The organism is Methanobacterium sp., assembly GCA_016222945.1.
Lineage (GTDB): Archaea > Methanobacteriota > Methanobacteria > Methanobacteriales > Methanobacteriaceae > Methanobacterium_D.
Genome location: JACRPY010000005.1, coordinates 32322 through 55254 on the forward strand (window position 1 = coordinate 32322; position 22933 = coordinate 55254).

Below are 22933 nucleotides of genomic sequence, written 5' to 3' on the forward strand. Positions count from 1 at the left end.
AGGTGAAAACATGGCTGTAGACCCTATATGTAAAATGGACGTAGATGAAAAAACTGCAAAGTTTGTAAGTGAATATAAAGGAAAAAAATATTATTTCTGCGCTCCAGGCTGTAAAAAAGCCTTTGACGAAGATCCAGAAAAATATATAGACTAAAAAAAGTTTGATTAACTTTTTTTATTTTATACTCAAAAATCGCGGGTTTTAGCAAGCACAGTACATGGTGCACTGTCAATTCCATTTATCTGCCATGGAACAACAATTATATGTTCAACTGAAATATTTGAAACTCCATCCAACTTCATATCTTCAACTAAAAGTAACGGTTCTCCCAGCTCCTCATTTTCCTTAAATGCATTTAAATGTGATTCTTTCCCTTGTTCTGGCTTTTTATAGCTTGAAATGGATACGCAATCTACTCCAATGCACCTAATGTCCGGATGGTTTTTTCTAAGCCAGTAAATCAAATCAGGATCAATTCCAGGATTAGAGGTTAAATAAGTATCTGAATCATCTTTACGGTATTTTTCAAAACCTGTTTTAAAAATTAGACAGTCTTTACCTTCTAAATTAATTTCAGCTATTTCTTCAAGTTTTATAATCCTATTATGTTCTTTAGGAATGTCTAAAATTAATGGATTGTTGAAAACAAGTTCATTTTGACTGTAATCAGATATTGTTTTTCCTTCATCTAAAAAATGGCCAGGAGCATCCATATGTGTCCCACAGTGATTTTCAACACTGATTATATAACTATTATAACCTCCACCCTTTGAAACTTGACTATTAGGAGTTATTTCAAGATTTTTTAATCCGATATGCACTGGAGAAGTTTCTTCAAGAGTATGGGAAAGTTTTTTGTATGGCATGTTCTCACAGGATTATATTTGATTTTTTTAAAATATGTTTTTAACCGTTTAATAGATTGATAGAATTTATTAAAATATAAATTGGAATAAATGCAATTATATAAATGTAGTAACTGAAACTACAGGAGACATTGAAAAAATGGCATTATTAGATAGCATAAAAAAGAAAGCTACCAAAGAGCTTGAAAAACAGGCTAAAAATAAAGGTGGCAGCGAAATAGAAAAAAGAGCAAAAAGTGAGATTAAAAAGAGATTTAAAATTTAATTTTTTAAATTTCTAAGCTTAATTTCTTTTTATTTAATTGTTTTTCCCAATTAACTTGATTTGTCTTTTTAAACAACTTCATTTTTCATTATTTCCCTTAAAACCGCTGTGGCATAACATCCCTTTGGAATTGAAAACTCCACTAAAACACCTTCATCAGTGGCCTTAGCAGACACGTCCCATATTTTAAATCTCATTGCACGCCTCAAGCCATGACTTCCAAGTCTTGGCATTTTAGGAACTTTAAACTCTTCTAAGGTAACTCCTTCATCGTCTAAAATCTTCTGCTCCATTTCACCTAATTTTCCACCGGCAAGTGGCACTTTACTTCCAAAAAGAGGCGCTGTAGGGTGAACTTCAAAGTTTTTAATCCTCTCATCAATTTCATCTCCAAATTCATGGACTAAATGCTCATCATTATCCGCAATTATATCGCCTTCAACATATTTATCAATTCCAAGCTTTGACCTTTCACTTACGGCTTTATTAAATAAGTATGATTGGTATGCGTGAACAAACATCCTTTTTAATGGTTTTGGAAGACTTTCAATTGCTCGTATGTAGGATTTTTCATCTAATTCCTCTTTACTTTCTATTTTCTTCTTTTTCATTTCTTTTAGAAGTGTTTTAAGCATCATTTTTTCATAGCGCATGCCTTTGGGCATGGATTCCAATGATTCTTCCAATTTTCCATCATCATACATTTGCCTTACTTCTTTTATGTGTTCCGGTTCTTCATCATATGGATTTCCAATGTATGCATCTACTACTTTCCCTAAATCGTTTTCAAGCAACTTTTTTCCGACTATATGTGTATTTGACCTTGCTTTACCAAATCTTTGCCAGCCAAAATAATTTGGAACTCCCTTTTGAGATAGTTCGGCTAATATTTCATTTGCGATTTCCACATCAGCTTCAGGATTTTCTGTATCTCTTATAAGGAGCCTGAATTTATTTCCTATAAGTTGCCCTATCCTTAATTTCTTTTGATTTTGCATTATTTTAAGGATTTTCACTTTGTAAAGTTTATCTTCCAGTTCCTGAATCTGTTCTACCTCCAAGTTGGCCACACATAGCCATTGTCTTGTTACAGCTCTTTTATCCTTCATTCCAGCAAAGCCCATTCTTTTTCTGTCTATGTGCAATTCCTGTGCTACGTCCAGTACAACGTCCAGTGTGTCTCTTCCTATTTTTTCAATGAAAAACCATGTATTAGGGCCTTCTCCACTTGGTGTGGATTCAGGTATTTCTTCAACATAAAAATCTTCGTATTTTGTTCTTATTTTGCCACCAATTCCTTTTTGATGGGTGATATAAGTTTCTGCATTTAGCATTAGTTTTTTCTCCAGATGATTGTTTATAAAATTTGTAAAATTAAAAACTTAAAAAAATAATTACGTAGTTATTTTTCATCTTATTAGTTTATAAAATTAAATTAAAAAACATCTTTAATCATATTTCACCGACGGTCTACCAAACGCTTAGGCCTACCCTTGATCTTATAGAATTCTAAGCCGCCAGGTCCAGTAAAATTAAATAGTACATTAAATGTTCCATCTTCATATGCATGATGTAGACGGGGTTTAAATTTAAAGAAGCTTTTATGGAAGTTTTCCTTAATCATTTCTTCATCACAATTTTTAAGGTCAGTGCATTCCATGCTAACTCTCATTGTGGTTTCTGTTTCATCCCCATAGAGAAATGCTTCATATTCTCCTGTTAAATAATCCATGTTATCCCTTTGAAATACTCCTTGCTCTATATCTACTTTGTTAAATGGACTTTCAGCAATCCATAATGTTTCTGCTTCACGTTGAGGGTTCATTATTCGCATATGGGTTCTACCACATGAACATTTTTCTGTGCTTAAAACTACTGTGGTGTCTTCAGTGTCATAATTTAAAAGAAGAGTTCCAGTCTTCTCACCTACCGGTAACAAATTTGTTAACACTATTCCACCACATTCACCTTCATCTACAAAGTTTTCAAGTTTTGGATCATAAACGTCGAGGTGTACTAAATCTTCAGGAACATGTAAACCTACTTTTTTGGAACATTCCCCGCACATAGTTCCTTCAGTACTTCCATAGGTATTATAAACGGGTATCCCGCAAATTTCTTCTAAATATTTCCTTGATTCTTCTGAAAAGCTTTCTCCACCAGCAATAAGCCTTTTTATGCTCGATTCTTCCATAGGAAGTCCTTCTGATTCCATTCGTTTTGCAAGGCGTAGGAACTTAAATATACTTCCCACAATTCCTGTTGGCTTGTAATTTTTAATTATACGCACTGGAAATGTGCATTTACCCTCAGGGATTATGCTCATACCTATTTTTTGGGCTGCAAGAGTCATAGTATTAGCTCCTACATTCATTCCATATGATGCACAAACAACCACACGATCTCCCGGTCCAAATCCTTGAGATACAAATGATCTTGCATATTTTTCTGCATATCTGTTCCAATCATCCCATGTAAGGAAAAAAGCTTTAGGAGTACCACTTGTTCCGCTGGTCTCATGGATGGTAAATACTTCACTACCCTTGCATTTAAATTCAAATTCTTTTGTTTCAGGTGGCTGCATTTCTCTGACAGTTTTACCACTTATTATGGGTAATTCTCTTAAATCTTCATGGGATTTAATATCAGATATATCTATTCTGTTCTCATTGAACCATTTTTTATAAAAAGGCGAGTTTTGATAGGCGTATTTAACTGTATATTTTATACGTTCTTCTACAAGCTCATCAAGCTCCCCTCGAGGCATTGTTTCTATTTCTTGGTTGAAATAATTCATATTCAAATCCCCCATTATCTAAAAATCATCATGATGTGTCCTGAATTAATTATAAACCCCAAGACTAATAATTATTGTGAATTTAGGCAGAAAATATGAAAAAATTATTTATTCCCTCACACTAAAATTATCATAAGTTAAAGCTCAAGAATTTTTAAAATTTGAATTTAAGGGATAAATGAAAGGAGATGAATCGAAATGTTATCCATGAAAAAAGGAGAATTTACAGGGGATTCTCGTTTAAAAGTATTAATTGGGGAAGAGATTAGGATTAAAATAACAGATTTACCTCCAAAACATGAAGTTAAAATTCATACTCGCCGAAAAGATGATAAAAAGCAGTTATGGTACTCATCAGCCAGTTATATATCAGATAATCATGGATTAGTTGATTCAGATAAATCTGAATCTATTTCTGGCAGTTATACTGGTGTAGATCCTATTGGGTTGTTTTATTCTATGGAAACAATCTCTTCAGATGCTCTACCAGAAAATTTAACCATTCTACCCTCACAGGACCCTGAAAAGATATTTTTCTATTTTGATGTGGAACTGGATGGTGAAATAGTGGCATTTAAATACTTAGAAACTGTTAGAATGCTTCCAAATGTCCAATATGAGTCCTTAGAAAAGGAAGGTCTTGTGGCAAATTTCTATCATCCCGAAGGTGAAAATCTACCTGCTGTTTTAGTGGTAAGCGGTTCTGAGGGAGGAATAGCTACTCCTGATATTGTAGCTGGAATCTTAGCATCAAAGGGTTATGCTGCTCTTGCACTGGCATTTTTCGAAATGCCTGGGCTTCCAGAGATATTAGAGGAGATTCCCTTAGATTATGTTGAAAAAGCAGTACAATGGCTTTCCAATCAACCCATGGTGAATCCTGAAAAGATGGTTATGATAGGCACTTCCAAGGGTGCAGAACTCACTCTTCTTTCTGCTTCATTATTCCCTCAGATAAAAGGAGTTGTGGCAACATCTCCGAGCTGTACTGTTTTCCAGGGTATTAACCAAGACCCTGAAGCCGAACCTCACTCTTCATGGACATATAAAGGCAAAAATCTTACCTTTGTTCCATTCGTTTACAATAACGATTTTCTGGGGCAATTTGCATCATGTTATCCTGAACATCTAGAATTCCTGCCTCTTTACAAGGCCAGTTTCGAAAATGAAACAGCTGTACAAGAAGCAGCTATTAATGTTGAAAAAATACAAGGACCAGTATTATTAATATCCAGTGATGATGACAGAGTCTGGCCCTCTAAAGAAATGTCTGAAAGGATTACAGAGAGATTAAAAAGCAGTGAATTCCCCTTTAAGTATGAACATCTGAGTTTTGATGGAGCCGGGCATCTTGCCGGCCGGCCAGGATACATGCCATGGCCAACACCATTCTATGTTAAAGGAGGGACCCCTCAAATAAATGGAAATGCCCAAGTAAAGGTTTGGAAAGCTATTTTGAAGTTTCTCGAGGATACAAAAAATGATTAATAACCTTTTAATTTAACATTTAGGTGTTAATATGAATAAAAACAAAAAATACACTGCATATTGCGGATTATATTGTTTAGACTGTATCCCAAGCAATAAAGAACTGTTTGAATCATTGAATGAACTTAAAATTTTACTTGAAGATATTGAATTTGATAAATATGCTGAATTGAAATCTAAAACCAACGAAACATTCAATGACTACTCCCAATTTTTAGATGTGCTTGAAGAAATGAAAAAATTAGAATGCACGGCTGTATGTACTGAAGGTGGCTGTAAAGAGGATTGTAAAATCAGAGAATGTGTCAAAGAAAAACAGTATGATGGCTGCTGGGAATGCGATGAGTTTAAGGATTGTGAATTGCTGGATTATCTTAAGGGAATTCATTCAATAGAACATAATTTGAAGATGATTAAAGAATATGGCGTTGAAAATTGGGCTGATAAAAGAGGAAAACATTATAATTGGCTTTAATTTCAAAATAATTTAATTTTATAATATATTTGGTTAAATTTGAATTCTTTTTTAGAGTTAAATTTAAATAACAGATGTTATAATATGGAAAGAATTAGGAAAATTTCATAATTAACCGGAAAGGTTATATCAAAATATTTCCGGCGAAAGTTTTATATACTCCTTTGATCTACTGATATAGGGTTAAAAATAGTTTATAAGACACATGACTCTCTTTAAAACCTATTTAGTTAATATAAGGGAATTTAACCCATAATTATTTCAATCATGTTATTTAAGAGCATTATAATATTACAATAATAGGTCGTGATTAAGTGCAACAAGTCCACAGATTAAGTAAAAGGGAACTTAAAACTATATTACATTATACAGGTAATGCTTGCTTATTTCTTGCAGTTGCACTGTTAGTTCCACTCATAATCGCCATTATATATAATGAACCACGTTATTTTGTTCCGTTCGTATCTTCAGCCGCCGTAAGTGCTGTAATTGGTTTTTTTCTTGTTAAATTATTTAAAGTAGAAATTAAAATGACGCTTAAAAGCGCTATGATTTTTTCAACAGTCATCTGGCTGATTGCATGTGCATTAGGTGCTTTACCCTATTATATTTCAGGAGAATTATCTTATCTTAACGCTTATTTTGAAGCCATGTCCGGTTTTACAACAACCGGTTTCAGCATGTACTCCAATTTGGATGTAGTTTCTTTCACAATAAACTTCTGGCGGGCTTTTACACAGTGGATTGGTGGTCTTGGTATCATATTCCTCCTTCTAGCTGTTTTAAGGTCTACTGGTGTTGATGTAATGCGTCTTTACCTAGCTGAAGGTAGAGAAGAACGTTTACGTCCTAGTATTAAACATTCTACAAGAATTATAGTGTATATATATCTCTTCTTTACTGCAATTGCTATATCTCTTTTCTTACTTGCAGGTATGCCTGTTTTTGATTCAGTATTTCATGCATTTGCCGCTTTATCCACTGGAGGATTTGGAATGCATAATACAAGCCTTCTATTCTATAACAGTGTCTGGATAGAAATAGCGGCTATGATTATAATGATGATTGGTGCTACAAACTTCGCACTGCACTATACTGTCCTTAAAGGAAACTGGAAAGAGTACTTCAAAGATATAGAAACCAAAGTAGCTTATTCCCTAATCGTGATTACAACAATTCTATTAACATTCATGCTTTACAACAATCAAGTCTATGGAAATGACTTATTACTTAACTTTAGATTTGCCTTATTCCAGATGGTTTCAGCTATAACCACTACTGGCCTGCAAACAGCGTTCTATCCTGATTTACTGGCCAAATATATTGGCCTTGGTACTTTTCTAATGACCATAATTATGATAATTGGTGCAGGTTCTCTTTCTACTGGTGGAGGTATCAAGTGGCTCAGATTCGGTATTCTATTAAAAGGAATATCCTGGCAGGTTAAATCATTTATATTGCCTGGTAAAGCTGTTATGGCTAAAAAAATTCATCACGTCACAGAATTAAAAATTACAGATGATGTTTTAAGGATAACTGGGGCATTCGTATTTACTTACTTTGTAATATACATAATAAGCGTGATTATAGTCCTGATATATTATCCTGACATATCCCGAGTCATATTTGAAGTTGCATCCGCTTTAAGCAATGTTGGCCTTGGTTCCGGCATAATCACACCTGATTCCCCAGTAGTTGTAAAAATAGTGTTCATTATAGACTTCTGGATGGGAAGACTTGAAATATGGCCAGTTCTGCTTCTTATAACAATTACAATTAATAATATTGTTAGAAGATAAAAATTATTGACCATATAATCCTATTTAAGCATGAAAAATCTCAGCTTAAAAAATAAAATATTATCACTTTAGTATTATATCTAATATTTCTTCTTTATCTTCTAAACTTCGGAAAACATAATCTGCACCTGAATTTTCAAGCTCAGTTATAGAATAAATCCCTGTTGCAACAGCAATTGTTTTAGCATTTGCTTCAAATCCTGCTTTTATATCTTTGGGTGTATCTCCAATTACAAATGTTTCTCCACTAAAACCATAATTATTTTGAGCCCTTTTAATTGCAGTCTTAACCAGAACTGTACGATTTATATCATCACTTCCAAATCCACCCACTTTAAAATAACGGTTTATACCCAATTTTTTCATTTTCCCCCAAGCAATTGGTTCTATATTCCCTGTAACTAATCCCATTAACACCATATATTCATCTAATTCTTTTAAAAGTTCTTTTACACCTTTTAAAATTTGCATATTGTCATTTTTTACATTTTTTTCAAAATAGTTTGCAAGTGCTTTTAAACATTCGTCACTTTTTGACTTGATTAAAGATTCTTCTAATCCTTTTTTCCCTAAAACTTCCATTATTATCTGAGGATCAGTCATTCCATGATAATTAATATGATCTATGGTGATATCCACACCATAAACTTCCTTAAAAGCATTGGTAAACGCGTCATGATGGCATTGTGACCTATCTATCAATGTTTTGTCAATATCAAATAAAATAAGCTTCTGCAAATTGAATTCTCCTTTAGCTCTTAGAGGTAAGTTCTTCTGCTGCATCTTGGGCTAATTTCATCACTTCAGCCTCATTAACCACTTCTAGTTCCTTATTTTGCATTAATATTTCACCGTTACAAATCACTGTGTCCGCATCGCTGCCCTTAGCTGCATAAACAAGATGTGAGATTGGATGGCGGAATGGAGCTAAATGCGGGGTTTTCATATCTAAAAGCACCAGATCGGCTTTTTTTCCAACTTCAATTGTTCCAATTTCTCCTTGAAGTCCTAATGCTTTTGCACCGTTAATTGTGGCCATTTCAAAGACTTTTTGGGCCGGAAGTACTGTTGAATCCATCGTATTTACTTTTTGAAGCAGTGCTGTTAATTTCATTTCTTCAATCATGTCTAAATTATTATTTGATGCCGCGCCATCTGTTCCAATGGATACATTCACATTATTATCAATTAATTCTGAAACCGGTGATATTCCTGATGCTAATTTCATGTTACTTGCAGGGTTATGTGATAAATTAACTCCTCTTTCTTTAATGATTTCTATTTCTTTATCTGAAAGCCATACTGCATGTGCTGCTATTACATCATCTGCTAAAAATCCTATTTCATCAAGATATTCAAAAGGCCGTGACCCATGGGCTTCAGTTACTTGCTCAACTTCAAATTCAGTTTCACCCACATGAATATGAATTTTAAGGCCCATTTTATCTGCTTTTTTCCTTACTCCTTTTAAAAGTTCTTCTGAACAAGTGTAGGGTGCATGAGGTCCAAATGCAACTTTTATTCTGCCTTCTGCTGTGTCATGACATTTTTCTATTATTCTTAGTGTTTCTTTGAATTCAGCTTTTCGTTTTTCTTCATCTGAAAGGTCAATCATCCCATGGGAGAGCATTCCTCTTATCCCTGATTTATCAACTGCTTTTGCCACATCGTCCATGAAAAAATACATATCGTTAAATGTGGTGGTTCCTGACTTTATCATTTCAATACATGCAAGCAAAGCACCTGCATAACAGTATTCTCCTTTTAAATGGGCTTCTACTGGCCATATGTGATCATTTAGCCATGTGTCAAGTGGAAGGTCATCTGCAAGTCCCCGTAGAAGAGTCATGGATAAATGTGTGTGCGTATTTACAAGTCCTGGCATAAGCATATTTTTTTCGCCATCTATTATGTAATCAGCATCTTTTTGGCCTGTTTTTTCGGTTATTTCCATTATTTTGTCATTTTCTATTACTACTGAACCTTTTTTAATCTCACTGCTGATTATAGTGACATTGTCAATTAAAATGCTTTTTGTTTCCATAGAATCACCTTTTAAATGGGTTTGAATTGAATATTAATTTTTTTCTTAATTAGGTATTTAGTATTTAAAAAATTTAAATAATATTGTTTTTATTAATTAAAATTTAATTCATAAAAAAAGGAAAATATCATAAAACCCCATATTAAGGAGTATTAGTTAATTTAAGGCAAATTTTAGCATTTGATGTTTATTAAATTCTTTTTTTATATTTTAATTCTTTAAATTTAATTATAAATTTTGTACCTTTAGTTTTATCGAGCTCTATTGACCCGTCAAGCTGTTCTACCAAACTATTAACTAACTGTAATCCCAAAGATTCTGTTTTACGGAAATCAAGTTCATCTGGCAAACCCGTTCCGTTGTCACTCAATGTGAGGATAAACTTTTCATCAATTTTTTTAAATGCAATTTTTATCTCACCTTTCACCCCCTCTGTAAATGCATGTTTGATACTGTTAGAAATTAATTCACTGAGAATAAGCCCACAAGGAATAGCTGTTTCAATATTAAGCATAATATTGTCTTCTAAATCCAATTTTATATCTAAAAATTCTGTTTTTACCAGATATGTGTATGTAATATCTGTAGTTAGGCTTCTTATATAATCACTGAAATCTATTTTTGCCAGATCAGGTGCATTGTAGAGTTTTTCATGAATCATTGCCATTGCTTTTATACGGTTTCGATTTTGTTTAAACACATCAACTAAATATTTGTCTTTAACGGCTGATGATTGAAGATTTAGTATGCTGGAGATGATTTGCAGGTTATTTTTGACCCTATGGTGAATTTCCCTAAGCAGTAAGACTTTTTCATCCAGTGAATTCTTGATCTGATCTTCATATTTTTTACGCTGAATAGCCATGGCAAAGAACTCTGCAATTCTTTCAACTACATTTATATCGTCATCTGAGTAATCATTAACAGGATTTGCAAGAGCAATTTCTCCTGCAACTTCATTATCTATTAATACTGGAATTCCTAAAAATTTCTCGAGTTTCACATGCCCTTCAGGCACTCCTTTTGCAGAGGGATGTTTTTGAGCGTTATTAGTGTAAAAAGATTCTTTAGTATTTAGACAATGTCCCCAAAGACCAGGATATATTCCATCAGAGCCTACATGGAATGAAACTACCTCATTTTTTTCCCACATTACTTCACATTCCATCATCATGCTGGAGAGACTGTGCAAAATATTTTCACCAGTTTTAGTGTCTATTGAAGAAACGAACCCATACTTACTTTTAGTTAACTTCCTTGCTTCCCCTAAAATAGCAACAGTTACATCTTCCATACTGGATTCTGGAGAAATTATAGGAACATATATTCTGGCTAAAGATCTGTTTATCTCTAATTCTTTTCTAAGTTTAATGCGAGACTGTTTCTTTTCAGTTATATCTAAAAGAGAAACAACACTCTTTTTAGTGCCAGGTATCATTGCCACAGACATGTATACATCTTTTATATTTCCTTCAATGTCCATCACTCTGCTTTCATAATTTGCTGGAACTTTATCAGGTTCAATTCTACGGAGTTGATGGTACTCCTTCATTTTTGGCAGTTCTTCTTCTACAAAAAAATTAGTCCAGCTCATTTTATTTTCTATTTTTTCTTTAGAATAACCTGTAAATTGTGCAAATTCCTCATTTACAAGGGATAATGTCATGTCTTTTTCACTGATGGCCATTGCAGATCCTGTATTTTCAAAAATAGCCTTGTATCTCGCTTCGGACTTTTTTAAGGCGTCTTCAGCCTGCTGAACATCTAAAACCTTCCAAACTGACTCCATTAAAAGTTCAATCTGTAGTACATCTATTTCAGTGTAATCTTTATCTTTATTAGCTAATCCAACAACAGCAACGATTTTATCCTCGCTGAAAACAGGAATGTTCATGAATTTGTGGATAAATGCATGACCTTCAGGGTAACTCTTTTTAAGAGGATTATCTGATTCAAAGTCATTTAAAATGAGCGGTTTCCTTTGGCGGACTGCTTCTCCCCAGATACCTACATTTTCCAATTTATAAATCATATTATAATCAATGCCACTAACATCTTTTCTATCATCGCGAGACGCCGAATCTAGAACAAATTCTTTTTTATCCTCATAATAATGATATATAAATCCCAGTTTACTTTCAGTTAGTTGGATCGCTTCATTAAGAGCATAATCAAGGAAATCTTGAACAGATTCTGCTTTATACTGGAGTATTCTTACCAAACTTTTCAACCGAACTTGATTTTGCTCAAGTTCTTCTTCATACTGCTTTATTTCAGTTAAATCATCATAAACTGCTACTATATCACTTGAAGGTAGTTTATAGATATAGTTTTCCCGCCATCCTTCAATTCTTGCATCTTTGTATAGGGAAACCGGATACTTTTCTGGTTTTCCAGTCTTCCAAACCCTTTTAAAAACTTCAAAAATTCCAAATTCTTTTACACCCGGGAAAACTTCAGTAACTCGCTTATCTATAACATCTTCTCTTTTTATTTGTTCTATTTCTTCTGCTGCTTTATTAAAATCATTTAATACGAAGTTTTCGCCATTATCGACAGCCGTATAAACTGCTACCGCGCTTTTACTATTTTCAAAAATAGCCCTATACTCTACCTCAGAATGTTTAAGAGCCTCTTCTGTCTCCTTTCGTTCAGTGATATCCACCATTACTCCAATCAAACCTGCAAGTTCACCATCTTTATCTTCAAATATAGCCTTGTTAAATAGCATTGTATGCCGTGACCCGTCAGCATACTGCACTGGAGCCTCATAAACCTGCAAAATCTGGTTTTCAAATAGTTCTTTATCCTTTTGATGATACTTATCCGCCAAATCTTTAGGAGATATGTCATAAACGTTTTTTCCAACTATTTCATCCTTTGATAATCCTATAAACTCTTCAAATGCATTATTACAACCAATATACACATATTCTTTGTCTTTATAGAATAGAGGGTAAGGTATAGTGTCAATTAAATTCTGTAGAAAATGATATTGCTCTTTAATTGATTCTTCAGCTTTTTTACGTTCGGTGATATCCCTGGCGGAAGTAATGACAGATTTTACTTTTCCCCCATCTGAAAATAACGGGATCATCAACCAATCCATCCATACACCATTTGGTAGCTGAAATTCGATTCGATCTGTTTTTCCTATCTGGAAAACATTGAGGAGCGTATTTTCCCAGATTTCCACCAGATCTTCCGGGAAACCAAGCTCAGCATGAGTTTTACCAATAAATTCATCTGCAGGGATACCAGTATCTTTTTCAACATTGGGATTCACATATAAATGCCTTAAATCAGAATCAAAAAGCATTATAGTATCTAAAGAATTCTCTGTTAGTGCTCTAAATCTACCTTCACTGTCTTTCAAAGATTCTTCAGCTTCCCTACGTTCCGTTATATCTTCGATAAATCCTTCTAAGAATAATAATTCACCTGAACTTGAAAATACCCCTCTTCCTCTCTCCCAAACAAATTTTATTTGAGAATCTGCAGCAATTATCCTGTAAATGATTTCATAATGTTCTTTTTTATCCAAAGCTATTTGGATATCATCCCAAACCTTTTGAAGATCCTCTGGATGGATCAAAGAACCATAAGAAAGTTTTCGATTGCCAATTAAATCTGTGGTAGAGTATCCTGTAAGCTCCAAGCACCCTTCACTCACAAATTCCATGGTCCATTCAGCATCATTTTTGCACCTATAAACAATGCCTGGTAAATTGCTTATTAATGTTTCAAGTCTTCTTTGACTTTCTTGCAGATCCATTTCAACTTCTTTTTGTGGAGTCACATCCCTGACAAAGGCACAGTTGTATTCAGTTCCATTGTATTTAAGATAGTTAATGGATATGTTAACGTAAAATTTTTCCCCATTTTTTTTGCGGTGTTTAGTTTCAACTGTTTTTATTTTTCCGCTTTTAATGTCTTTCCAGTGTTCTTCCCATTCTTCTTGCGGAAAATCAGGATCAATATCAAAAACCGTCATTGAAATAAGCTCTTCATTAGAATAACCCAATGATTCACAGGCGGCTTCATTAACAAAACATATGCGGGCATCTGAAGTTATCCATATTATAGAATCAGGACCATGTTCAACAGAAAATTGGGTCAGTTTCAATCGTTCTTCAATGGTTTTTCTTTCAGTTATATCCTGGTTCATTCCAATAATTCTGGTGGCAATTCCATTTTCATCAAATTCTAATCCTTTTGCTACGCCTAAAATCCATTTAATACTCTTATTTTTACAAATTACTCTGTATTCTATTTTAAAATTATCCAATTTATCTTCAATCTGTTTTTTAAGATTTGCAAGGGTTTTTTCGCGATCATCTACATGTATGAGTTTAGACCAGCTGTCATAGTTGGCAGGAAATTCATCTGCTTCATATCCAAACAGTTGATAGTATTCTGGCGAAAAATAAGCCTCTCCAGTGGGGATACTCCAATCAAATATTGCAGCATTAGCTCCCTGTAAAGCTATTTTTAATCGTTCCTCGTTGATCTTTAAAGAATTTTCCGCCTCTTTACGTTCTGTTATATCTTCCAGTGTTTCTAAAGCACCTATAATATTTCCTTCAGCGTCTTTTATTGAGGCTGCTGTAAAATGAAGCCATTTACCAGTTTCTCCAATTGATGGGAAGAAATCTTCAGCTACATATGCTCCTTTTAAATGTTCAGATTCCTTATATTTTCCAGAATACCATTTATCTAATACTTTTATATCCTCATCAACTATTAAATCCGCCAAACACGGCCTTTTTTCGCTGTAAAATGCCCGCCAGTGTTCATCAGTGCCTATGATTTCTTCAGATGATATCCCGCTGTACTCTGCCATTGCCTGGTTCCAGTGAATAACATAGTGATTTTTATCAATTACAAACTGCAGAACTGGAGAACCATCTATTATAGCACTTAATTGCCTTTGGCTATTTCTAAGGTCCCTTTCCATCTTATTTTTATAAAGAGCAAGTTCTATTGCATATCTAAGCTCATTAGGACCATATGGCTTAATAATATATCCATAAGGTCCTGTAAGTTTGGCTTTCTCAACTGTAGGTTCATCTGAATGGGCTGATAAATATATTATGGGAATGTGTAATTTTACTATTTCTTCAGCGGCTTCTATCCCGTTCATTTCACCTTTTAAAACAATATCCATTATAACAAGATCGGGCATGATGTCTAACGATTTCTCAACAGCTTCCTCTCCACGGGAAGCAACGAATGGAACTTCAAAACCAAATGATTCCAATGTATGTTTAATATCCATTGCTTCAATGGCATCGTCTTCTACAAGAATGATTTTAGTTTTAGACATTTAATGCCTCAAATATTCACTCGTTATTATTTTATATGTAGAAGTATTTATTATTTTCAGACAAATCATTTATCATTCCATTTTTTATGCCTTTTTTTGAAATATACATTAATAATACAAAGAACAATATAAATCCAAACAAATTATATTTTTATAGAATTATAAATATTCTAAATAACGATTACAATCCATAGGAGGAGTTAAATGCACCTTAAAATTGCCATTCCATCAAAAGGAAGGATAAGTGACCCTGCAGTTAAACTTTTAGGAAAGGCAGGGATTGGCATTAGAGATACGGCCAATAGGAAGCTCTTTTCAAAGACATATGATGAAGAAATAAGTGTAATGTTTACAAGGGCTGCAGATATCCCTGAATTTGTAGCCGATGGTGCTGCAGACATGGGGATGACTGGTCTTGACTTAATTGAAGAAAAGGATGGTGACGTTGAAATTCTTGAAGATTTAAACTTTGGAAGGGCCAAACTTGTTTTAGCCGTTCCTGAAGATTCCCACATCAATGATATTTCTGATATAACTGATGATCATATTGTTGCAACTGAATTTCCACATTTAACGGAGAAATATCTTAAAAATAAAGGAATAAATACAAAAATAGTGGAATTAAGCGGTTCAACAGAGATTGCACCATTTATAGGGGTTGCAGACATCGTAGTTGACCTTACAAGCACAGGCACGACATTAAAAATGAATCATCTTAAAATAATAGATACTGTCCTTGAAAGCTCTATTAAGCTAATTGCAAATAAAAAAAGCTTTAAAGAAAAGAATGAGAAAATTGAAGCTGTAAGAACTGGTATTAAAGGAGTTCTTGATGCTGAAGGTAAAAAACTGGTAATGATGAATGTGGATAAAGAAGTCCTTGACCAGGTTAAAATGGCCATGCCGGGACTTACAGGTCCTACAGTATCACAAGTTATGTCTAATGATGATGTTGTAGCTGTTCATGCAGTTGTTGATGAAAATGATGTTTTTAATGTGGTAAATCAGCTTAAAAAGATAGGTGCACGCGATATACTGGTTGTGCCCATTGAAAGAATAATATAAAATATATTTAAAAAAACTCATTGATTAACCATAAAAATGTTTTTAAAATATAAAAAATTAATTATAGCTTGTTTAGAAAGTATGTAAAGTGATTAAATGAAAAAGCTGTTGTGGTGGTTAATTGCCGGTATGAAAGGTGGATTAAACCGCGCCAAAATAATCAAAATGTTAAATGAAAGGCCATATAATGCACATCAACTTTCAGATGAGCTAAATTTAGATTATAAAACCATAAGACACCATATTAAAGTTTTAGAAGAAAATAACATAGTTAAATCCGGTGACGAGAAATATGGTAAAATGTATTTCCTATCGCCAGCCATAGAAGAAAATTATGATATATTCACCGAGATTTGGGAACAAATTGGGAAAAAGTAAATACCCTTTAAACCATTACTAGAAATATAATAAGAGGAAAAAACGATGGAAAATTTTTTGAATATAGAAGCAAAGAATGTAGATGGAGTGCCAGGAGGCATAGAAAGCCATAATAGTAGCAATATTCCGCCGCAAAACATGACTCCTGACCCACATGGGTTGGATATCATAGGCATAGGGACAATCTTAGCAATTATAATCGGAATTGCAAATATATGCTTATTAATCGCGCTGCTTTACGTTTACCTAAAAAGTTATAAACAATTAAAATCTAAATTTACAATGGGCCTTTTAGTCTTTGCTTCACTTTTACTGCTTCAAAATGTTGTTTCAACTCTATTTTTAGTTTTAAACATGTTCGTTGGTCCGGGTTCTCACAGTTTTGAAATAGGACGGCAAGAATTTCCCCTGTCATCCATTAACATAATCCAGTTAATTGCACTTTCAATTCTCCTGAAGATTACCTGGGAATAATCTATTCCCTTCTCTTTTTAAGCCCCTCAATTCCTTTTCAGTTTAAAAAGAAAGATAAGTTTAAAAATAGATTATTAATGGGTTTCAGGATATTTTATAAACTTTTATATTGTTTTCACTAGAAATCAAAGTCCCATACTTTGAATAATCCTGATTTAAATTATTACCAGGCTTATTCATAGATCCTGCATTTTGCCCTGTAAAATTTCCAGGAGGAGAGGAGCTAGATCTATTAAAACCATTTTTATTTCCTAAACTCATAGATGGAGGGCCAGTCATATTATTTTTCATGTTTAAGTCCTGATGATCAGGTAATCCGCTATTCTGTTTATCCTGCGAATTTAAGGTTATTCCTCCAAATGGAAATGAGTAGGGGAGCAAAGGATTCCATGAATAATTAAAATCTCCTTTTGGCTGAGATTGTCCATTTTCAGTTAATGTAATGGCATATATAGTTCTATTTGGATATTTTTTCTGCAATTCAGTGATATTTCCCGTTTCTACTTGCATTCCCAAAACACATTGCACCCAGTAGCCAGTATGATACTCATTCACCAGTATAATGCCATTTGGATCTATTTTATCATGTATTGAGTTTGCTTTGATTTGCACCAGACTGTTGTATTGATCAGTTGATATGCTTGGCCCCAAATTTGAAAATGTTCCAGCGGCAGTATAAAAACTGGACATTGCAAATACGACTGCTATAATACTAATTAAAGCTATTTTAAATCCTTTTTTAGAAGGATATCTATTTGATAGCCAGTTTTCAATATATTTTAGGCCCAATGGCACAATTAAGGCTATGGGAACAAATGCCAGCCCCATGAATCTGCTCTGGTACTGTGAATCTATTGAAGGTAATGTTGATAACATGATTATAACCGCAGCCATCACTAAATAAACACCTGCTAAAAGCGTTTTGTTTGATAGACTGTTTTTAATGTCAGTCTTCTTTTTTAGTCTATTGTAAAGTACAGATATTGTAGCAAAAACTCCTAAAAGAAATGGTAAGGTTAAAAATATTAGTGGGCTAATTGAACCTCCCATGGCCATATTTGAACTGTTTGTTGATGAATTATTCATAAACGACAGCACTGTTGTGAATTTAGAAAACATCAATGGATATATTGCAAACAAAACTGCCAATCCGGTTATAATTAAAAATCCCAATGCTGCCAATATTTTAATATCAAAAAATTGCATTTTTCGGGTTTTATAAGTTTTTAAAACTAAACTAATCACCAGAATAGATAAAAATAACACAACTGCCATTATTCCCGTATAAATATGAGTAAACATACTGCATACTAGTAATATAATGGTTAAAACTCCATATTTTTTCCATTCTTTTGTATTTTCAAACCATTTAACTGCAAAATATATTAGGAGTAATAAAAAGAAGACCCCCACTAAATTTTGCATGAAATCTCCAATCATTTGAAAGTAAAATGCATTTACTGTTATCAAAAATGCGCTTAGGAGTGCTGGAACCTTAGATTCCATATTTATTTTTTCGCTAAATGTTTCTGTAAGGAAAAATGCAGGAACCGCCATAAGAGACCCGATTAATGCCATTCCTATTTTTATTCCTAAAAATGAATTTCCAGTTAATATTACAAGAGGAGTAAGTACGTAATAAGCGAGTGGAGGGTCGTTACTTACTGGGAAACCTGTTTGAATTATACTTAATACCTGAAGGTCATAAAAAGGCCCATCTCGCCCATAAGAAATATTATAACGAGTTAATACGTACATATCTAATATAAATGAGAATAAAAATATTGCAAATAGGATTATAATCCATGTTTTTTCTTTTATAGTTTTACTAATTTTAAACATAATTTTCATCCAGAGTTTTTTTTGAAAGTTTTCTTTTGACTAAATTAAAAGCAAGACGAGATATAAAGCTTTTCCCAAATTTAACCCAAAAGATGCCTAAATTCAGTTATTTTTAGATGAAAAATATATTAAAAGACCTAAATGCATATTTAACATTTATTAAACTATTAAATAGATTTTAAAATATTATAATTGTTCTAAAATTATTTTCATAATTCAGATTCTTATTTTTAAAGTACTGCAAAAGACTTGGAAAAGATTTGGGTGTAATTGGTATTTTTTGGGGTGAAACTCTGGAAAAAGTACTAATATACATCCTTTAGATAAAAGGAGCTATGAAATTAAGAAATTTGATTATAAAAAACATATACTGGAATAAAGCTCGAAGTTTTCTGGAGGTGAAAATCTAAATATTACATTTTAATCTATTGTGGGGAAGGCGGGAACCCTGCAAGCCGTTGAAAAATCTCTGATTTTTCGGGCATTCGAAAATTTTAATTTTCGATGCATCAAACACTTCGTGTTTAAGTGCTGCAAAATTAACATTTTGCAAGTATCCATTAAGGAGTCGCTTAATTTTTCTCCTGTGATGAGTTTAAAAACCTCTTTTGATCCCCTTTTATATTCACAGGAGACCTCTTTAGATAGGGCGGGAATTCATATTATCCACTGAAAAGATTAATGAACAAATCAACCTTAAAAATGAGTTTATAGTTTTTTAAAGGTATCTCATAACATCTCTATTTTTAAGAGACCTATAAAAAAATGCATGATAACTAAAGGAGTGAAAATAAGATATGATTAATGACATGATTAAATGGAAACCATTGCTAATAGGAATTATCATTGTAACAATACTATATATAATTTCTGACATTGCCTCCGGCCAAAATATGCTACTTTCAGAATTTTTACTGGGCGGAATTACAGTAGGATTCATAATTGGCGAAGACATTAAAAAAGGAGCGATTAATGGAGCCTTAATGGGTTTAATCGCAGGGACTTTAGTTACTGTAATATTACTAATCCTACTTTACAGCCAGGGATATGCACAAATGTTAGGAGCCATGATTGGTACAATACTCCTCTATATTGGTATTGAAATAGTTTTAGGAGTTATTGGGGGAGTTATTGGCTCTATAATAAAATCAGAAGCCATAAAAAGTTAATTTATGTTCAATATCTTATTTTTCTATTTTTTTAATTTACACCATATCTATGAACAAGAAGTCCCATTATTTTAAGAACTAAGACACCAAAAAGAATATATTGAAAGTTTGAATTTTTATAATTAAATAGGGACAAATCATGAAAAAGGTGCTTTGGTGGTTAATCCTTGGTACGAGAGGAGGAATTAATCGTGCTAAAATCATTAGAAAATTAAATGAACGGCCTTACAATGCACATCAGCTTTCTGAAGAGTTAAATGTGAATTACAGGACTATTAGACATCATATTAAAATCTTAGAAGACAGTGAAGTAGTTAAATCTGCTGGAGAAAGGTATGGTAAAATGTATTTTCTTTCAGATAGCATGGAGCAAAGCTATGATGATTTTGAAACTATCTGGAAACAAATACAATATGTAAAAAAATAACAGTTTTGGGGTTAAAATGGCATTAGGACTATTTGGATATGCAGAGATTAAGATTATAGCAATAATTATAGAAACTGCAAATATTGGTCTTCTATTAGGGCTACTTTATCTATATATCAAAAGTTACAGGCAAATAAAGATTGGATTTACAGTAGGACTTATATTATTTGCTTCATTTCTTTTACTTAAAAGTATTTTCACCGTAGGCATCTTAATCGTAGAAAGCGATGCAATTATAGGCCGGCCCATTTATATGGGGGGTATTATCGAATTTATAGCTCTTGCTATCCTTTTAAAAATAACATGGGACTATTAATTCACCCTCTCCTTATTTTTAATTTTATTTCCCATATAATTGGGGAATGATTTGTATATAATTTACAACAAAATTGTAACGAATTTTGAAATAATTACTTAAATACTCTTTTTTAAACAATAGGCCAGGAATTAGAGTAATTGTAAAAAAAATTCATTAAAATTTAAGGAGTATTGAATTATGAAATACATCGGATTAATTTTAAAAAATCCATTTAGGAATAAAACAAGAAGTTCCCTTGCAATTATTGGAATTGCAATTGGAATCGCCACCATTGTGGCCTTAGGTCTTGTAACTGGCGGTCTTAAAGCCTCCACAGAAAACACTTTAAAATCAGGTGGTGCTGAAATAACCGTAATTCAGGCAGGTACCTCTGGTTTTCAGTCAGGAAGCATTAATGCAACGCGTGTTACAGATATTAAGAACATAAGTGGAGTTAAAGACGCTACAGGAGTTTTAAGGACCAGTGCAAAAGTAGAAGGTAGTACAAGTTCAGGATTTGGCGGCTTTCAAATTAATGGAGTTGACAGTAGCAAGCTAAATCTTATGGGCATAGATAGTGTAAATGGAACGATTTACTCAAACAGCAGCGCAAATGAAATAATATTGGGTAAAAATGCGGCTCAAGACATTAATAAAACTGTTGGCGATACCATCACCCTCTTTGGTAAAGATTTCAAGATTACAGGAATATTTGAAACTGGAAATTTCATGCAGGACGGAGGAGCTTTCATGCCATTAGGTAGACTTCAAAACCTAACTGATAACCAAAAAATTAGTTATATAGCAGTAAAGGTGAAAGAAAACGCCAATGTTACCCAAGTAAGTCAAACAATTCAAAATACATATCCTGATGAATTATCCACAACAACCGCTGCAGATCAAGCTGGTAGAATAAATCAAGGATTAAGCTTCATAGATACCGCAACATGGGCAATATCTCTCCTGGCCATAGTTATTGGAGGAGTTGGAGTTATAAATACCATGATAATGTCAGTTTATGAAAGAACCCGTGAGATAGGGGTTTTAAAAGCAGTAGGATGGAGAAGTAGAAGAATACTGGGAATGATATTAGGTGAATCCATCGTGCTTACACTTATCGCCGCATTAGTAGGTATCATACTAGGTATTGTTGGTGTTGAAGTTCTTTTATCCATTACACCATCAACTCAAGGCATAATTGAACCAGCATACTCGCTTGAATTGTTCGTCAGGGCTTTGGGAATAGCTTTCCTTGTTGGAATAATTGGCGGAATTTATCCAGCCTATAGAGCAAGCAGATTAGCACCAACGGAGGCTTTACGCTATGAATAACCAATCAAACATCATCGAAATAAAAGATCTAAAAAAAAGTTATGATAAGGGAAAAATAAAGGCATTAAACGGCATAAATCTTGAAATTAAAAAGGGAGAGTTTGTTTCCATCATCGGGCCGTCCGGTTCTGGAAAATCAACCCTTCTTAACATGATTGGAGCACTGGATAAAGGAGATGAAGGTTCCATAAACGTTGCAGGCATTGATTTAATGCATAAAAAGGATTTAAGCGAGTTTAGATCAGGAGAAATTGGGTTCGTTTTCCAGCTGCATAACCTCATTCCTAATCTGAGCGTTGTGGAAAATGTTCAAATCCCTATGCTTGAAACTCCAATTTCAGGTAAAAAGATGGAAGAACGAGCCTTAGAACTTTTAAAGTCAGTGGAACTTGAAGATAAAATTAATCAGAGGCCCACCAAGCTTTCAGGTGGTGAAAGACAAAGAGTAGCTATAGCCCGGGCTTTAGTGAATCATCCATCCATCATTTTAGCTGATGAACCAACAGGCGCCCTGGATTCAAAAACAGGTGATTTAATATTAAATCTTCTTAAAGACCTCCACAAAAAAGAGAATGTAACTCTGGTCATGGTAACGCACGAACCATATGTAGCTAATATGGCAGATAGAATTATAACCGTGCTTGATGGAAAAATCAGAGAAGAAACCATGAATAACAAACAAGTGAATTGATAATTTGAAGATAGGGCGGGAACCCTCCAAAAATCCTACGGATTTTTGGGGTTCGAAAAATCGGAGCTTTCAAAAACCCATAGGTTTTTGATGTTTGCAAAACAAAGTTTTGCAACCGCAAAAATTGAAAATTTTTGCATGCCCCAAAATCAAAGATTGAGAAAAATGCCGTGCATTTTTCTATATCCCAAAAATC

At 33.5% G+C, this 22933-nt stretch carries 19 protein-coding genes; 12 read left to right on the forward strand and 7 right to left on the reverse strand.

What is annotated here, in order from left to right; all coding sequences use genetic code 11:
• Positions 1-10: 10 nt before the first annotated feature.
• Positions 11-154 (forward strand): YHS domain-containing protein, encoded by a 144-nt coding sequence (locus HZC47_08705; protein ID MBI5680959.1) that lies wholly within the window; start codon positions 11-13, stop codon positions 152-154.
• Positions 155-186: 32 nt separating this feature from the next.
• On the opposite strand, the gene HZC47_08710 is transcribed toward HZC47_08705, so the two are convergent.
• The 3 genes from HZC47_08710 to ftsA form a co-directional block, all read right to left on the reverse strand.
• The gene (locus tag HZC47_08710) at positions 187-867 is read right to left on the reverse strand and encodes a cyclase family protein (protein MBI5680960.1); all 681 of its coding nucleotides are present in this window, start codon (positions 865-867) and stop codon (positions 187-189) included.
• Positions 868-1200: 333 nt separating this feature from the next.
• Positions 1201-2466 (reverse strand): tRNA pseudouridine(13) synthase TruD, encoded by a 1266-nt coding sequence (gene truD, locus HZC47_08715; GenBank protein MBI5680961.1) that lies wholly within the window; start codon positions 2464-2466, stop codon positions 1201-1203.
• A 125-nt stretch (positions 2467-2591) separates the two neighbouring features.
• Positions 2592-3929 (reverse strand): coenzyme F390 synthetase, encoded by a 1338-nt coding sequence (gene ftsA, locus HZC47_08720; protein MBI5680962.1) that lies wholly within the window; start codon positions 3927-3929, stop codon positions 2592-2594.
• 198 nt (positions 3930-4127) lie between these two features.
• Between ftsA and HZC47_08725 the strand changes: the two genes are divergently transcribed.
• The 3 genes from HZC47_08725 to HZC47_08735 all read left to right on the forward strand — a co-directional run bounded on the left by HZC47_08725 (position 4128) and on the right by HZC47_08735 (position 7691).
• A complete protein-coding gene (locus HZC47_08725; protein MBI5680963.1) occupies positions 4128-5417 on the forward strand; it encodes an acyl-CoA thioesterase/BAAT N-terminal domain-containing protein in 1290 nt (429 codons plus the stop codon).
• Between the two features lie 31 nt (positions 5418-5448).
• Positions 5449-5892 carry a DUF3795 domain-containing protein gene (locus HZC47_08730; GenBank protein ID MBI5680964.1) on the forward strand — a complete coding sequence of 148 codons (444 nt, stop codon included), beginning with the start codon at positions 5449-5451 and terminating at the stop codon, positions 5890-5892.
• Positions 5893-6206: 314 nt separating this feature from the next.
• The gene (locus HZC47_08735) at positions 6207-7691 is read left to right on the forward strand and encodes a TrkH family potassium uptake protein (protein MBI5680965.1); all 1485 of its coding nucleotides are present in this window, start codon (positions 6207-6209) and stop codon (positions 7689-7691) included.
• Positions 7692-7754: 63 nt separating this feature from the next.
• Here HZC47_08735 and HZC47_08740 read toward each other — a convergent pair whose 3' ends face one another.
• The 3 genes from HZC47_08740 to HZC47_08750 form a co-directional block, all read right to left on the reverse strand.
• Positions 7755-8474: an HAD hydrolase-like protein gene (locus tag HZC47_08740; GenBank protein ID MBI5680966.1), complete on the reverse strand. Its 720-nt coding sequence runs from the start codon at positions 8472-8474 to the stop codon at positions 7755-7757.
• Positions 8443-9735: an amidohydrolase family protein gene (locus HZC47_08745; GenBank protein ID MBI5680967.1), complete on the reverse strand. Its 1293-nt coding sequence runs from the start codon at positions 9733-9735 to the stop codon at positions 8443-8445. Before HZC47_08745 ends, HZC47_08740 begins: the two co-directional genes overlap by 32 nt.
• Positions 9736-9925: 190 nt before the next feature.
• Positions 9926-15061 carry a PAS domain S-box protein gene (locus HZC47_08750; protein MBI5680968.1) on the reverse strand — a complete coding sequence of 1712 codons (5136 nt, stop codon included), beginning with the start codon at positions 15059-15061 and terminating at the stop codon, positions 9926-9928.
• A 204-nt stretch (positions 15062-15265) separates the two neighbouring features.
• Here HZC47_08750 and HZC47_08755 point away from each other — a divergent pair, with 204 nt between their 5' ends.
• The 3 genes from HZC47_08755 (at position 15266) to HZC47_08765 (ending at position 16978) form a co-directional block, all read left to right on the forward strand.
• On the forward strand, positions 15266-16126 hold the full coding sequence (locus tag HZC47_08755) for an ATP phosphoribosyltransferase (GenBank protein MBI5680969.1): 861 nt from the start codon (positions 15266-15268) through the stop codon (positions 16124-16126).
• 96 nt (positions 16127-16222) lie between these two features.
• Positions 16223-16504 (forward strand): winged helix-turn-helix transcriptional regulator, encoded by a 282-nt coding sequence (locus HZC47_08760; protein ID MBI5680970.1) that lies wholly within the window; start codon positions 16223-16225, stop codon positions 16502-16504.
• 138 nt (positions 16505-16642) lie between these two features.
• The gene (locus HZC47_08765) at positions 16643-16978 is read left to right on the forward strand and encodes a hypothetical protein (GenBank protein MBI5680971.1); all 336 of its coding nucleotides are present in this window, start codon (positions 16643-16645) and stop codon (positions 16976-16978) included.
• An 84-nt stretch (positions 16979-17062) separates the two neighbouring features.
• Here the strand turns inward: HZC47_08765 and HZC47_08770 are convergent, their stop codons facing one another.
• Entirely contained in the window at positions 17063-18820 is a 1758-nt protein-coding gene (locus HZC47_08770) for a glycosyltransferase family 39 protein (protein ID MBI5680972.1), read from the reverse strand.
• A gap of 797 nt (positions 18821-19617) precedes the next feature.
• On the opposite strand from HZC47_08770, the gene HZC47_08775 reads away from it, so the two are divergent.
• The 5 genes from HZC47_08775 (at position 19618) to HZC47_08795 (ending at position 22737) form a co-directional block, all read left to right on the forward strand.
• The gene (locus HZC47_08775; protein ID MBI5680973.1) at positions 19618-19989 is read left to right on the forward strand and encodes a DUF5518 domain-containing protein; all 372 of its coding nucleotides are present in this window, start codon (positions 19618-19620) and stop codon (positions 19987-19989) included.
• 139 nt (positions 19990-20128) lie between these two features.
• On the forward strand, positions 20129-20416 hold the full coding sequence (locus tag HZC47_08780; protein ID MBI5680974.1) for a winged helix-turn-helix transcriptional regulator: 288 nt from the start codon (positions 20129-20131) through the stop codon (positions 20414-20416).
• Positions 20417-20432: 16 nt separating this feature from the next.
• Positions 20433-20732 carry a hypothetical protein gene (locus HZC47_08785; protein MBI5680975.1) on the forward strand — a complete coding sequence of 100 codons (300 nt, stop codon included), beginning with the start codon at positions 20433-20435 and terminating at the stop codon, positions 20730-20732.
• 180 nt (positions 20733-20912) lie between these two features.
• Positions 20913-22046, forward strand: coding sequence for an ABC transporter permease (locus HZC47_08790; GenBank protein MBI5680976.1), 1134 nt, complete (start codon positions 20913-20915; stop codon positions 22044-22046).
• Entirely contained in the window at positions 22039-22737 is a 699-nt protein-coding gene (locus HZC47_08795) for an ABC transporter ATP-binding protein (GenBank protein ID MBI5680977.1), read from the forward strand. The genes HZC47_08790 and HZC47_08795 overlap by 8 nt, the downstream gene beginning before the upstream one ends.
• The last annotated feature ends 196 nt before the right edge of the window (positions 22738-22933 follow it).